The following is a 14,522-nucleotide window of genomic DNA, read 5'->3' as shown; positions in this document are numbered from 1 at the left end:
CTACTCTTCCCCGTCGTATTCGTCTTCTAAATAGTCTAAGAAGCGGTCCGCTGCGTCTTGATGAGGGCCCATCCTATCCACTAGCTTTTGAATTCGAAGTTTGGCGGCATCCATGAAGGGATGGAATTTCTGCTGGATCCTCAAATCTTGAATAATCTGTTCATTGGATTTATCTAGTACCGTATAGTCTGTCCAATCAAACGTTCGTTGGAATATCATCACTAGACCTCCTCGTTTAGTTAAGGACCTGAAAATTGAAATCTATAAAACTGCGTTTTATGATTTGATTTGCTGTAAAAATCATAGTACATACTAAAAGTATATCAAACTGTTTTTTATTTTTCAGAAAATAATAAAAATTGTCCGTGTTGTTTCGTACAATAGTCTTACTTCATCGGAAATTGGCCCCTAAAAAAGCGACTCTTCATTTGAAGAATCGCCACAATCCCGTTTCCAGATAGTTTTCTAATCTTGGCATTAAGAGTTCGTTCGGATTTCTGTTTCCAACGGTTTATTGTTATTTCTTTTTTTCTTAAACACCATGTTCACAATCGGTACAATGACAATCGCGATAATAATAAGGCTAAGAACGAGAGAAATTGGTCTCTCAAAAAACGTAAACCAGTTTCCATTGGCAATATCCAAGGAACGGCGGAAATTTTGTTCCAATAGTGGACCAAGCACTAACGCCATAACAGCAGGAGCAAGTGGAAAATCAAAACGCTGCATCGCATACCCGATCAGACCGAAACCGAATAACAATATTAGATCAAACTGATTGTAATTAATGCCATACACACCTAAAACCGAAAATGCTACCACGCCAACAAAAAGTGGAACAGTTGGCAGCTTCAATAACGAAGCAAATACACCTACCAACGGGAGATTCAAAATTAATAACATAACATTCCCGATATACATACTAGCAATAATTGCCCATATCAATTCAGGATGTTGGTTAAACATACCTGGCCCAGGCTGCATCCCGTACATCATGAAAATAAACATTAAAAGAGCTGTGGTGGCCGAGCCTGGGATCCCAAGCGTAAATAACGGAACTAAGGCTCCGCCTACACCAGCATTGTTAGCCGCTTCAGGACCGGATACACCTTCAATGGCTCCCTTTCCAAACTCTTCAGGCCGTTTGGAAAGCTTCTTTTCCATCCCGTATGACAAAAAGGAGGCTAAAGATGGCCCTAATCCCGGAAGAACCCCAATGATAAATCCTAATAGAGAGCCTCTACCAAATGGTCCAACGGATCTTTTCCAGTCCTCACGAGTCATCCAATTTGATCCTTTAAAGTTTTGGACATTCATTTTTGCCACTTTGCCCTTTCTTGCCATAGTTGAAAGGGCTTCTGGAATAGCAAATAAAGCAATCGCAACTAAAACAAAATCAATTCCGTCCAATAAGTTCGGAATACCAAATGAATATCTGGGAACACTGGATTGCAAATCAATCCCCACCATCGCAATCGATAGTCCAAACAAGGTAGAAATATATGCCTTTAAGGCAGACCCTGTCGTTAAACTGGAAACCATGGACATAGCGAGTACAATCATAAGAAAGTATTCTGCCGAACCAAAGAAAAAGGCTGCCTTAGCTAAAACGGGTGCGAGCAGCATCAAACCTAGTGTAGAAAGTGTTCCAGCGATAAACGATCCAATAGCAGCGGCCGATAAGGCACGTCCAGCTTTTCCTTGTTTCGCCATCTCATATCCATCCAACGTTGTGACAATCGAAGCTACTTCCCCTGGTGTTTTCACGAGTATGGCAGTAGTCGAGCCGCCATACATAGAACCATAATAGATTCCGATTAACATAATGAGGCCGCTCATCGGTTCCATTCCATATGACATCGGTATTAGCAGAGCGATTGCGGTAATGGGGCCGATTCCTGGAAGGATTCCAGTTAATGTTCCTATCAAAACCCCGATAAAGGCAAAACCTAAAGTCTCCAACGATAATGCCTGGCTGAAACCTGACATGAGATGTGAGAACATATCCATATTGTGCTCCCCCCCTAACCTAATGGACCTAACGGCAGATAAACCGCCAATACACGATCAAAAACAAGATAGATAATACCTGGGAAAGCCAATGAATAAATCACATTTCGAATCCAATGTCCCCGGTCCAAAAACATCGTCACACTTAAAATAAAGAGGGCCGTTGAAAGCAAGTAGCCCAGTGGAAAAAATAATAAAACGTATCCAAGGAGAAGGAGGGAGAGAACAAAAACTTTTTTGGGATCTTGTTTTTCCTCCTCTTCTTCCAATGGATTTTCAGGCTCTGTCTTGCCATGTTGCTGCCGTTGTTCAAGCCACCCTTTACCAATTAGCATGATAGAGGTAATGATTAAGAGAATGCCAATGGCTGCCGGAAAGACGGAAGGACCAATCACCGCTGTATTTGACGATGATGCAGGCAGCCGGAATGCCATGATCGTATAAATAAGCGCAAAAATGAGGATCACCATTCCGGAAATGGTATTCTTGTTCATTTGACCACTCCTCCCTTTTCAATATCAAGATTGTATGTTTTATTTTGCCTGTCCTGTTTTTTGAAGCGCTTTTTCAATTGAGTGATTGGTTTCATCTAAATATTTCTGCAATTCTTCGCCTTTCATAAAAGTTGTTTCCCATTGATTCTTTTTGGCGATTTCTTTCCAAGTATCCGATTGAAGCGATGTTTCAATCACATCCTGCCAATACTTAACGGCTTCTTTGGGCATATCCGGTGGACCCATAACACCTCGCCAATTTCCGTAGGATACATTTACGCCTTGTTCGATTGCTGTCGGGACATCTTTCACAGCACCACCTAGCCTTTTGTCGCTTAATACAGCGAGAGCACGGAATTTACCGGCTTCAATTTGGGAGCTAAATTCGCTAATCCCAGACACTGCCACTTTGAGATCACCATTCAGTAAGGCATTTGTAATTTCTCCTCCGCCTTCATACGAAACGAATTTAAGCTGCTTGGCATCACCGCCTGCTTCATCCACCAATAAAGCAAATGGAAGCTGATCGTCACCAGAAGCACCTACAGGAATGGACTGAGGTTTTTCTTTAACATCATTTAATAAATCTTTAAGGGATTTATACGGTGAATCTTTGGGAACGACCACAGTGTAGTATTCAGTCATTAGCCTTGCGATCATCGTTACATCTTTATAACTGTAGTCAGAATTGCCGCGTAGGTAATTGACCATAATCGGAGTTGAAGTTACACTAATCTTGTCAACGGCACCTTTACTTTGCGTTACTAGTTGGGATAGTGACACTGCCCCAGTCGCTCCAGGTTCATTCACGACCGGTATTGGAAATTTGACTGCCTTTTCTTTCGTAAAGGTTTCAACCAGCGCACGAGCCGTTAAATCCCAGCCGCTTCCCGGTGGGGCAGGCGCCACGATAGTTACTGGCTTTCCTTTCGAATATACGTCTGCTTTTGCCCCGGCCTTTCCTGCTGATGAACTAGAATTGCAGCCGGCCAATACGACAACGAAGGTTAGACAAATGATCAACACCATGATCCATTTCTTTTTTACACTTTTCAAAACAAATCCCCCCTATAATGTTTATCAGTGAATTTTCCCTATCCTTACGCTACTTACTGATTTTTTCTTGAACAGTCGGTGCTGCTTGAAGTTGGCCAGCTGGGCCTGCCTTAAAAATGGCACTTTCCAGAGGATGTCCTACCACCTTTTCAACATGCTTGGATAGTTCAAGCAATCGTTTCAAATCGATTCCATTTGGAATATTCATTAGGTCCAGCATGTGAACGAGATCTTCTGTTGATACATTTCCAGTTGCACCAGGAGCATAGGGACAACCGCCTAGCCCCCCAATCGACGCATCAAACGCACGAACACCTGCATCAATTCCAGCCAAGACATTGGCAATCGCCATTCCTCGTGTATTGTGAAGATGAAGACTGAATTCGACGTCCGGAAATTGGTCAATCAGCCTTTTTAACGTTGTATAAACAAGCTTCGGATCGGCGACGCCAATGGTATCCGCTATGCTTATAGACCGGATACCCATAGAATAATAGGCTTCTGCGACATAAAGTACCCTTTCAAATGAAACCTTACCTTCAAAAGGACAGCCTAGCGCGGTTGCCATTCCTCCTTGAACCTTTACATTATGTTCATGAGCTAACTTGACTACTTTTTCATGTTCCTTAAGGCTTTCTTCAACCTTTTTATTCGCATTGGCCAGACTATGAGATTCTGTTACGGAATGCATCAGCTCCCATTCATCTGCTTTCATGGGCACAGCCCGTTGTGCGCCGCGTTCATTTGGCACTAAAACACTGTACAAAACGCCAGATTGCCGATCAATGTTTCTCATTACTTCTTCCGCATCTGCCAGTTGAGGAACAGCTTTCGGGTGAACCAAAGATGTTACCTGAATACCTGTAACACCGGTTTTGGATAGCGCATTGATGATATTGATTTTTTCCTCAGTCGGAATCCATGCTTTCTCCATTTGAAGGCCATCGCGCGGCCCCACATCTTTCACTTTAATAAAATCATTGAACTCCCAATTCATATGACTCCCTCCTTTTCTAAAATTTGAATTTCTTCAGGTGTAAAACCAAGTTTGGAATACACTTCATCATTGTGCTCCCCCAGCTTCGAACCCGAATTCCTTACAGAACCTGGGGTTTTAGAGAATTTTGGTACCACACCTGGAAGTTTTATTTTCCCAAATGACGCATGTTCGACTTCAACAATGGAGTGACGGGCTTTATATTGTGGATCTTGGAAGATGTCTTCTATGGAGTAAATAGGAGAAATTGGTACGCCATGGTTGTCGCAAAGAATTTGTATATCTGATGCTGTATATTTCCTCACCCAATCTGCAACCATGGTCATTAATTCAACTCGCCTTTTTTCGCGCTCTTTGTTGGTTGAATAGCGAGGATCGGTTATCATTTCTTCCCTTCCCATTAATTCAGCTAAGCGGTAGAACGTACGGTCTGTACTCGTAGTAAGGACCATCCATTTTCCATCAGCTGTTTGAAAGGTTCCAACTGGCACAGATGCACTGTTATCATTCCCTTGCCTCTCCATCACGGTTCCAAGCTGGTCGTAAGTAGCCACCATGATTTCCAGCAAGCGGAACATCGATTCATAAAGAGACAAATCAATCTCTTGCCCTTCTCCCCCACCAGCATCTCGATGGTACAGTGCCACAACAGCTCCTATCGTTGCAAATAGTCCAGTTAAATAATCAACAAGCGATATCGGCGGTGATAAAGGTGGTCTGTCCCTGTCACCATTAATATAAGTGTAGCCTCCGAAGGCAGTAGCGGAAGTGCCAAAACCGGCTTTTTCACGGTGTGGACCGGTTTGTCCATAACCACTAATTCGGACAACAATTATATTCGGATTCACATCTCTTATGCGTTCGATTGGTATTCCCCATTTTTCAAGCGTTCCAGGACGGAAATTTTCAAATAATACATCCTGATCCGCTAATAATCTGAGAAATACCTCCTGGCCTTTTTCCTTGCGCAGGTCGAGTGTAATCGTTTTTTTATTACGTGAAACCGTTGCCCAAGGAATCGATACATCAAGTTTCATTGGTTGAAAACCGCGGACTGGATCCCCTTTTCCTGGTATCTCCACTTTTATCACATCTGCTCCGTAATCTCCCAATAAGGCTGCGGCGAAAGGGGCTGCATAAACGGTTGCAATATCAAGAACTTTCAAACCCTTAAGCGGACCCGCCATCCAATCACCTCCCAGTAAAGTTTATTTGATTCTTTAAGCTGTGAATCTAGATCACTCCCTTGTTCGCCATGTCTTGAATCATTTCATTTGTTAGCCCAATTTCTTTTAGTACGTCCAGATTATGTTCACCGATTTTCGGACCTAGCCAATTGACTTGTCCTGGAGTTTTGCTTAGCTTAGGTACAATTCCAGGAACTTTCATCGTACCAACGTCTTCATGCTGCATTTCCAGGATCATATCCCTTGCTTGATAATGAGGATCATTCATAATGTCTTCAGCATTATAGATGGTACCAGCCGGGATAGCGTTTTCGTTTAATATCTCAAGACATTCGTCCAGCTTATTCCTGCTAACCCATTCCTCAATTACCGATTCTACGAATTCTTGATGCTGAACCCTTCCATCGTTCGATAAAAATCGTTCATCACCGACTAAATCCTCTCTTCCCATAACCCTCAACAACCTCTGGAAAATGTTATCGCCATTTGCGGCCAGCACAATGTGCTTTTTATCACTCGTTTCATAAACATTGGTCGGGACTATCCCAGGAAAAATAGAGCCTGTCCGTTCTCTGATAATCCCCTGTTTGTCGTATTCAGGAATTAAACTTTCCATCATACTGTAAATCGCTTCGTAAAGAGCGACATCAATCTCTTGTCCCCCGCCATTCCTTACATCTCGGTAATAGAGGGCCATTAAAATTCCAATTACGGAATAAAGGGAGGCAATTGAATCTCCTATACTAACGCCTACTCTCACAGGAGGAAGTTCAGGGTAACCAGTTAGATATCTTAAACCTCCCATGGCTTCTCCAATCGACCCAAACCCTGCACGGTTACTATATGGCCCTGATTGACCATATCCCGATATATGGCTGACAATGAGTTTTGGGTTGATTTCCTGTAAAGCTTCAGCGGTAAGGCCCCATTTAGCAATCGTGCCCGGACGGAAATTTTCAATCAATACATCACATTCCTTTAATAGGCTCTTAATGATCTCCAATCCTTCTTTGGTGCGAACATCCACGGTTATACATTTTTTGTTTCTCGATTGCACATACCACCATAAGGATGTGCCATTATGCAGCGCTCGCCATTTCCTTAAGGGATCCCCGATTTTTGGTACTTCCACTTTTATGACCTCTGCTCCAAATTCCGCTAGAATCCTTGCACAAAAGGGACCTGCAATTAAAGAACCCATTTCCAGTACTTTTACACCTGACAAAGGAAGACTATTAGATGTAACAGCCAAGGCTATGCCCCCTCCTATCCATATCGTATTTTTTCTGAAAGCACTAAAATAAAGCGCTTTCATTTTTGTGTTCATAATTCTACTTGGTATTGATTAAACCCGCTTAAAATATTTTCCAAGTCATCTTGTATGTGATTTTTCATTAATTCCTCCGCTTTGTCAGCATCTCGGTTATTGATAGATTGAAGAATCGCCTCGTGTTCATCAAAACCGGTTGACCTAAAGCCAACGGAGCTAGTAATAAAACGATATCGGACAATTTCCGTACGAACCTGGTCCATCATCTGGATTAACGATGGGTTTTTGCTCAATTTTACAATGGTTTGATGAAATAAAGTGTTTTTTTCAACCACTCGTTCAAGGTGGCCAGCTTGAAAATACTGTCGGCCGAGAATAATATACTCTTCCAATTGATAGTAGTCATTTTGTTGTATATGAAGAGCGGCCTTTCTTGCAGCCAGTCCTTCCAAGACAGAACGGCATTCATACATGCTCTTGATCGTTTCTTTATTTAAATCGGTGACTTTAGCCCCAATAGAAGTCTCAAACGTGACTAGACGTTCTCTTTCCAGCTTTCTTAAAGCTTCTCTAATTGGAGTCCGGCTTGTATTAAACATTTCTGCTAGCTTCATTTCCCTCAATCGTTCATTGGGAGACAATCTCCCCTTTATAATTGCATCTTTAATTGATAAATACACTTGCTCATAAAGACTATGCTTTCTATGGTTCATTCTCAATTCACCTTTAACCTAACTTTGTATTCCATTTCAGATATTGTATACAATTTACATCATAATAATTCTGACTATTCATTTCAATCAGAAAATTCCGACAAATAGTGATGTTTTTGTTCATTTGTTTAAAAAGGAAAAATTTGAGGAGAGGATAAACCTGGATAATGTTTCGTTAATCGCGACTGAGTGAATTATTTCGATTTTTTTACTTGTCGTTTTTTCCCGCTTATTTTCACAAACACTTTCACAAGTGATATTGTTTCTGTATACAGGTGCGAATTCACTTGTGTATTTATTTGTGTTTACACAAACCTATCGTTCCATACTTCTATTCTTCTTTTTCTTCAGTTGTCGACGTTCAAAATCATCTTCTTTCCATTTCTTGTTCGCTTCTCGGATCGCACTCTCAAGAATCTGGAAGAAATCAGAAGTCCTCGATCTATCGTACTGAGGTGAAGGGTATGGAGTATATATTTGATTCATAAGATTAACATCATTCGTTAGATCCCTTGGATTAACCAGCTCTCCAAGCTGCCTTTGAGCATTTCCTGATAATTCTGCAACCGTTTGCTGACATTCTTGATAAAACATCATGAGGTAGGAGTCATTTTCAGGCTGAAATTGAGGATAGCGTTCGACCAGTTGCTCATAAAGCCGTTTTCTTTCTGGATAGGCAACCTTCTTACTTTCATACAGCCTAGAAAGAAGATCTTCTTGTTCAATTACAGTGTATCGTCTTGGTGGTTGAGCCAAATCAGTAGGTGTAATCTCTTTTTCGTAATATTCTTGCGCCCTTACCAGCCATTCTTTTTGCTCAAGCGTTAAATATAGCCGGCCTTTCCACTGTGGATAGAAATCTTCTAACCGGTTGTCATAGAGCTCATCCATTAACTCTAAAGCTTGCATGGAACGTTCCTTTTTCTGAAGCAATAACTGAAGCCTTTTTAATACGGATTCCGGAGCCTGCTTCACCGAGTTTGGATGAGCAAAGTCAATGTTTTCCTTGAGCCTAAGTGTTTCAAACTCTTGTTGAAGAACATCCACTTCTTTTTGCAAAGATCCTACAAATGCTGGCCGGTGATTCAGCAATTGATCAATCGCATTCTCCACTTCTCTTTGCTCCACATTTTTTAGAATGCTTTCGATCTGTTCATGGTTCAGTGTCTTATTTTCCGTCAGAGAAACATCCACAATCGCTATCTTTTGTTCTTTGGAATAGTGATCTTGCTCAAGTGTAGGATAGTAAGCGGTTAGGAACCGGCACGCTTCTTTCTCGAGAATGTTTTCGGCTCTTTCCAGCATCAACGTTTCATTTTCAATTCGATCGATTTTTTTCTGTTTTTCAACTGATTCACGTTGGAAGGTGAGCCGCGATTGCCATTTTTGTAACTGCGTTTGTCGTTTCGTGACATTTTCGTAATTTACGAAAATCCGTAAGCCTTGAGCCGCCTCTTTCAATTGCTTTTTCTCTAGGGGCGTAAACCGCCGGACAAAGGAATGAGCTCGCTCCCTCTTTTGTATTTTTCGTTTCGCTTCGGTAAGCTCGATGACCGTTCGGTTATATTCTTTTCGATCCCTATTGATCTGCATGCGATCCGATACTTTTCCTTCACTCTCCATCTTCCTCGCCGCAAATCCTTCATGAATGGTAGGCAGGGTTTCCAGTCCTCTTGCTTCATGTGATAAATGAGAAAGGCGTTCTGAAAAACCGTTCTTCTCTAAAAAACGGTTCGCATAATGGGCCCACTGCTCTCTCCAGTATAAAAGTTTCTCTTTTGTGTTCCAGTCCGTTGTATGTATCGCCATCGTTGTTACTTTTCCATTGATGACTTCCTTGGTTTTCTTTTGTTTATTTCCCCAAGTTCCGTCTGGATTAAATGGACGCATCGTGAGCAATACATGAAAATGCGGATTCTCCTCATCATCGCGGTGGATGGCCACATCGGCTACCATTCCGTCATCTGCAAAGATCTCCTGGCAGAAGGTGATCGCCAGTTTTTCTTGTTCTTCGTGAGATAACTCTTTTGGCAGTGCCACATTGATTTCTCGGCAAAGTTGGGAGTTCCACTGCTTCTCAACCCGTTCTACTTCATTCCATAGTCTCTCTCGTTGATAAACCCACTGTGGCGCATGACTGGGAGCTAAAATATGAGTAACCGGCTGAACCGATCGGTGGTAATATTTTTCTTCATTCGTTCGCTCATCCACTAGTCTTTCACCTGACCGGTAGGCGGCAGCCGCAATGGCATTTTGTTGTTTTTTCCGAGACTTGATCTGATTGGAAAAGTGATAAATGGCCATACGCTGTTCCTCCTTTATGGTTTCAACATGAGCGAAGCGAATTTTATAGACGCCGCGCGACGTGATTTTGGTTTTCGCACGATATCACGATAGTGGTATATAAGTGCGCCCTTATAATTCCATTTTCGGGATTATTGTACCATTTTCCATGTTTTGGTTCAAATGCTATAATAAACTAAAACTATCATATTGAGGTGAAGAAATGGCTTCCCAAAAAACGAAGAATCAAATCTTAGAGATTGAAGACCAGATTAAGAGATTAAGGGATAAACAGAAAAGGTTGCTTGCAAAGACACAGTCAGAAATCGGAAAGTATGTAATGGAAACCTGGAATATCCAAGACGCTGAATCGGCTAAGATGTTTATTGATTCATTCAAGGAACAAGTTCTTTCCTCACAGCAAGTCGCAGCGAGCGACGAGACGAATAATCAAGAAGGCTGATCCTATGATTCTTGAAGAAATGAACGTAATCAATGAAAAGATTCGGGTTTTAGAGCAGCGAAAAAAAGCGCTGGAATATAAGTTAACCAATGAAGGACGAAAGGAACGCACTCGGCGGCTTATCCAAAAAGGAGCACTTTTAGAAAAGTATTTAAATATAGAAGAGCTGACTGTGGAAGAAACTGAAATTGTATTAAAAGTCGTCGCACATTTTAAAAATAAAAACACTGATTACTTTGAAAATCAGATCAGACGGTTCCACGAAAACAGAGATGTTTAATTACCAATAAGTATAGGTTATCCAGAGATGTTCGAATGAGTAACCCTATTTTTAGTAGTTCTAAGTAGTATCAAATCATGAATTTGTTTTAATAGAAAGGCGAGAACAAATTGAATAACTTAACCAAAAGAAAACGATTACAGCTTGCTTTCCTTTTAGGTTCGCTTACCCTATTAGGACCTTTTACGATAGATACGTATTTGCCTTCATTTCCTACGATTGTAAATGAATTTGATACTACAGCATCCTTAGTACAAATTAGTCTTACTACATGTTTATTAGGTTTGGGATTGGGGCAATTGATTATTGGTCCAATGAGTGATGTACAGGGTCGACGAAAACCACTGTGTATGTTTTTAATTTTGTATTTAATCGCTTCAGTAACATGTGCCTTTGCACCGAATATTTATTTCTTTATAACCAGTCGTTTTATTCAGGGTTTTGCAGCTGCAGGTGGACTTGTAATTTCTAGGGCAGTTGTACGTGATGTATATAGTGGTAGGGAACTAACCAAGTTTTTTGCTTTATTGATGTTAATAAACAACCTTGGCCCTATAGCTGCACCAATTATTGGAGGTAGTATCTTAGCTGTCACAGACTGGACGGGAGTTTTTCTGGTTTTGGCTTGTATAGGCATCGTGTTGTTCTTAATTGCTGCAAGGAAATTAGAAGAGACCTTACCACAAGAAAAACGAACTCCAAGTAATTTCTATCAAATATTAAAGAATTTTGGATCTTTATTAAAAAATCGTCAATTCATAGGCTACGCCCTTACTCAAGGTTTTATTATCGCAGGAATCTTTGCCTATGTGTCTGGTACCCCTTTCGTCTATCAAAATATTTATGGAGTGTCTCCACAAGTTTTTAGTCTGTTGTTTGGAATGAATGGGATAGCATTAATGATAGGAAGCCAAGTGGTTGGTCGCTATACTGATTTCATTTCAGAGAAAACGTTTTTGAAAATAGGTTTATTGACCTCTAACTTATCTGGTGCTGTATTACTGTTAGCTCTCTTTTTAAAAGCACCGCTACTAGCAGTGGTTGTTCCTATATTCTTTTTAGTAAGTTCTCTCGGAGTTATTGCTACGACCTCTTTTTCATTAGCAATGGAAACACAAGGACATATAGCGGGAAGCGCCTCTGCCCTTTTAGGTCTATTGCCATTTATACTTGGTTCATTAGCGGCTCCGCTAGTAGGAATAGCAGGTGAACATACAGCTGTTCCAATGGGGATGGTTATCTTTTCGGCCAGTTTTTTAGCATTTATTGCCTATTATGGATTAGTCCGAAAAGCTACTTTTCCATTAAAGACTACAAGATATGGAAAGGAACTCTAACGTCTTAATTTTATAAGATGAAAAGGAATTTAAATAATTAATCATCAAGGTTTACTTCCAACTGAGTTGTTACTGTTCATATCAGAAATATGAAAGAAGCCCATTCCAGCTAAATCAGCTGGGATGGGCTTTACTATTATATTAGCTGAATAAATCTTTAATCATGTTTTTACCGCCTAAATCAATCATTTTCTGTAATCTTTAATTACTCTTTGTTTCTTATTTGTTTGTTATGGCCATAGTTTTTATATTTCATATCTTCCATTTTTTCAAATTATAAACATCTTACTCATAAGTCAATCCAGTCTGTGCAATCACGTAAAGTTGTTTCTCCCATTCAAATCATTTGGGTTCCGTCGATCTCACCAACAATTAAATTATACCTATTAATACCATTTTCCTTTTCAGACCTTAAACAGGACCTTATTAAATAAACTGCCTGTCAGTTAAATTGGCAGAAAAATAACAATCCACCGAATCTAATTCGTAATGTATGGTTGCACTTGTTTTGACTAAAAACTTTTCCAGTACACCATGACGTAAGCATTTACTTTTGCATTACAATTGCGTGTTCATTTGTGAAAACAGTTGTGTATTAACTTGCCTTTACGCGTCCATTAACAGCAAAGAATTTAGTTGATTGTTCTATAGATGATTGGAATTCATTCAATAGATTGTAGACTCTTTCACAATTTTGTTTAGTGGGATTTTTAATTTGTATAGATCCTTTAACGGAAGTGTATAGGATGCTTACCTTTTGAACACAAGTCCTGCTTATAAGGCATCTTAGAGTGTTTTTTTTTACAGAATATTCACAAGCGTAATCATTTGCGTATCCATAGATACATATATAAACAAACATATATTTGTATTATAAGTGTTTACACAAACGAAAACATAAGTGTTTATGAAATTAAGAGACTATTTTTGTGTACATTCCATGTTAGATTGCTTACTGACGGAAATTAGGTTGTTATCTAAATTCAACGAGTATTTATAGAGCTTGGATGCAAAAACACAAGCATAAACATTTATATTTTTACGTGTGGAATACGTGAAGGTTTTCCTATCACATTGATCCTGGTTAATTTCTGGTTAAGGTAGCAGTTTAAGTTCGTTATTTGTGTTCTTTAATCATGAGCACAGAAGTATAAAATATACAAATCACAAAAATATTTACACTTGCGTAAACGGTTTTGTTATTATTTGCGAGTTTGCAATTATTTGTGATGGGGTCAATCTTTGCATTTGTTTGCTTAAAATAACATACACTCTATCAGGATTTTGTCTTGTGGATTGTAGATTTAGGTAGCATTTCTTTTACTGGATTATATATAGAATGATTTACCTCTTGAACAGATTGGGGTGTAAAGGAAGTTTAACGTCTTGTTGTTCAAAATATTCACAAGCGTACTCACTTGCGCAATCATAAGTACATATACAACCAAACATATATTTGTATGACAAGCGTTTACATAAACGAAAACATAAGTGGTGATATTTATGCTGTTATTAAATTGCAGAGGATTTTATCGAACTTACACACAAAAACACATGCATAAACATTTGTATTTTTACTTATGAAACCAATTGATGATTTTCCTTTTACTTTGAAACATGGATAGCTTTTTTCTGTTAAAGCAGTACGTTTCATTATTAGTCATCTTTAACCAGGATACAGACATGTGTACAACATTTATAACATTATTTACACTTGCGTAAACGGTTTTGTTTTTACTTACGAACTTGCAATTATTCAAAATATGTACTTTATTATATATTTAAAAACAACAAGCAGCTCTGTTGTTGTTTTATATGTTTTTATTTTGTTTATATTGTTTTAATTGTTTTAGGAACAGCTGATCCCTTGATACGACAGGATTCTACGAACCTATCTATCACTTAATCAGCGCCAAGTATCACTATCTCAGCGTGAAGTATCACTGATTCAGCGTTCTAATATCACCTTTTCAACGTGAAGTATCACAATTTCAGCGAACCATCACTTTTTTAGCGTAAATATAGATTAAAAGCCGTTTCGCCCTGCTGTTCTCGGTTATTTGGATAAAACTATCACTATTTCAGCGTTCTACCATCACTTTTTCAGCGTTCAACTACGACCAACGGTAATTATCACAAATTCAGCGTCAGCACTAATCTTTAATTATCACTATTTCAGCGTGCAGGATTGAGGATAATGTCAGGTGGGTGTCATCGTTCTAACTATCACCTTTTCAGCGTCCCGATGTAAGTTCTGATTTTCCGTGCCCTTTGATGTTACTATCACTAAATCAGCGTTTAGTTTAAACTGTTTCTTTTAATGATCACGAATTCAGCGCGTAATATATTTTATCCCTCATCCATACCTATCTATTCATGAAGCCCCTTCTTTATGCTAGATTTCAGAGTAAAGGTCAAGATGAACGTAATAT

General features: G+C 39.6%; 12 protein-coding genes. 3 read left to right on the top strand and 9 right to left on the bottom strand.

The features are described from left to right. The 9 genes from P4361_RS18215 to mobQ all read right to left on the bottom strand — a co-directional run bounded on the left by P4361_RS18215 (position 1) and on the right by mobQ (position 10,031). A complete protein-coding gene (locus P4361_RS18215) occupies positions 1-219 on the bottom strand; it encodes a hypothetical protein (RefSeq protein WP_290401591.1) in 219 nt (72 codons plus the stop codon). Between the two features lie 258 nt (positions 220-477). Then, entirely contained in the window at positions 478-2,010 is a 1,533-nt protein-coding gene (locus tag P4361_RS18210) for a tripartite tricarboxylate transporter permease (protein WP_328090381.1), read from the bottom strand. A gap of 14 nt (positions 2,011-2,024) precedes the next feature. Further along, positions 2,025-2,504, bottom strand: coding sequence for a tripartite tricarboxylate transporter TctB family protein (locus tag P4361_RS18205; protein ID WP_328090380.1), 480 nt, complete (start codon positions 2,502-2,504; stop codon positions 2,025-2,027). Between the two features lie 39 nt (positions 2,505-2,543). Then, positions 2,544-3,560: a tripartite tricarboxylate transporter substrate binding protein gene (locus tag P4361_RS18200; RefSeq protein WP_328090379.1), complete on the bottom strand. Its 1,017-nt coding sequence runs from the start codon at positions 3,558-3,560 to the stop codon at positions 2,544-2,546. 49 nt (positions 3,561-3,609) lie between these two features. Next, positions 3,610-4,557, bottom strand: coding sequence for a hydroxymethylglutaryl-CoA lyase (locus P4361_RS18195; protein WP_328090378.1), 948 nt, complete (start codon positions 4,555-4,557; stop codon positions 3,610-3,612). Beyond that, entirely contained in the window at positions 4,554-5,744 is a 1,191-nt protein-coding gene (locus P4361_RS18190; protein ID WP_290401586.1) for a CaiB/BaiF CoA transferase family protein, read from the bottom strand. Before P4361_RS18190 ends, P4361_RS18195 begins: the two co-directional genes overlap by 4 nt. A gap of 46 nt (positions 5,745-5,790) precedes the next feature. Continuing rightward, a complete protein-coding gene (locus tag P4361_RS18185) occupies positions 5,791-6,996 on the bottom strand; it encodes a CaiB/BaiF CoA-transferase family protein (protein ID WP_328090377.1) in 1,206 nt (401 codons plus the stop codon). A gap of 71 nt (positions 6,997-7,067) precedes the next feature. Further along, the gene (locus tag P4361_RS18180) at positions 7,068-7,727 is read right to left on the bottom strand and encodes a GntR family transcriptional regulator (protein ID WP_328090376.1); all 660 of its coding nucleotides are present in this window, start codon (positions 7,725-7,727) and stop codon (positions 7,068-7,070) included. A gap of 315 nt (positions 7,728-8,042) precedes the next feature. After that, on the bottom strand, positions 8,043-10,031 hold the full coding sequence (gene mobQ / locus P4361_RS18175) for a MobQ family relaxase (protein ID WP_328090375.1): 1,989 nt from the start codon (positions 10,029-10,031) through the stop codon (positions 8,043-8,045). Between the two features lie 202 nt (positions 10,032-10,233). Between mobQ and P4361_RS18170 the strand changes: the two genes are divergently transcribed. The 3 genes from P4361_RS18170 (at position 10,234) to P4361_RS18160 (ending at position 12,090) form a co-directional block, all read left to right on the top strand. Then, entirely contained in the window at positions 10,234-10,473 is a 240-nt protein-coding gene (locus P4361_RS18170) for a hypothetical protein (RefSeq protein ID WP_328090374.1), read from the top strand. A 4-nt stretch (positions 10,474-10,477) separates the two neighbouring features. Beyond that, on the top strand, positions 10,478-10,753 hold the full coding sequence (locus tag P4361_RS18165; RefSeq protein ID WP_328090373.1) for a hypothetical protein: 276 nt from the start codon (positions 10,478-10,480) through the stop codon (positions 10,751-10,753). A gap of 110 nt (positions 10,754-10,863) precedes the next feature. Further along, positions 10,864-12,090, top strand: a complete 1,227-nt coding sequence (locus P4361_RS18160; protein WP_328090372.1) for a multidrug effflux MFS transporter — start codon at positions 10,864-10,866, stop codon at positions 12,088-12,090. The last annotated feature ends 2,432 nt before the right edge of the window (positions 12,091-14,522 follow it).

This window comes from Fictibacillus sp. B-59209, from assembly GCF_036216745.1.
Classification (GTDB): domain Bacteria; phylum Bacillota; class Bacilli; order Bacillales; family Fictibacillaceae; genus Fictibacillus_C; species Fictibacillus_C marinisediminis.
The sequence above is the reverse complement of the archived record's forward strand: the minus strand, read 5'-3'. Positions and strand labels throughout refer to the sequence as shown.

Coding starts and splice junctions, on each gene's coding strand:
- P4361_RS18190 (WP_290401586.1), bottom strand. CDS start 5,744: ATGGCGGGTCCGCTTAAGGGTTTGAAAGTTCTTGATATTGCAACCGTT.
- P4361_RS18210 (WP_328090381.1), bottom strand. CDS start 2,010: ATGGATATGTTCTCACATCTCATGTCAGGTTTCAGCCAGGCATTATCG.
- P4361_RS18170 (WP_328090374.1), top strand. CDS start 10,234: ATGGCTTCCCAAAAAACGAAGAATCAAATCTTAGAGATTGAAGACCAG.
- P4361_RS18205 (WP_328090380.1), bottom strand. CDS start 2,504: ATGAACAAGAATACCATTTCCGGAATGGTGATCCTCATTTTTGCGCTT.
- P4361_RS18195 (WP_328090378.1), bottom strand. CDS start 4,557: ATGAATTGGGAGTTCAATGATTTTATTAAAGTGAAAGATGTGGGGCCG.
- mobQ (WP_328090375.1), bottom strand. CDS start 10,031: ATGGCCATTTATCACTTTTCCAATCAGATCAAGTCTCGGAAAAAACAA.
- P4361_RS18180 (WP_328090376.1), bottom strand. CDS start 7,727: ATGAACCATAGAAAGCATAGTCTTTATGAGCAAGTGTATTTATCAATT.
- P4361_RS18215 (WP_290401591.1), bottom strand. CDS start 219: ATGATATTCCAACGAACGTTTGATTGGACAGACTATACGGTACTAGAT.
- P4361_RS18165 (WP_328090373.1), top strand. CDS start 10,478: ATGATTCTTGAAGAAATGAACGTAATCAATGAAAAGATTCGGGTTTTA.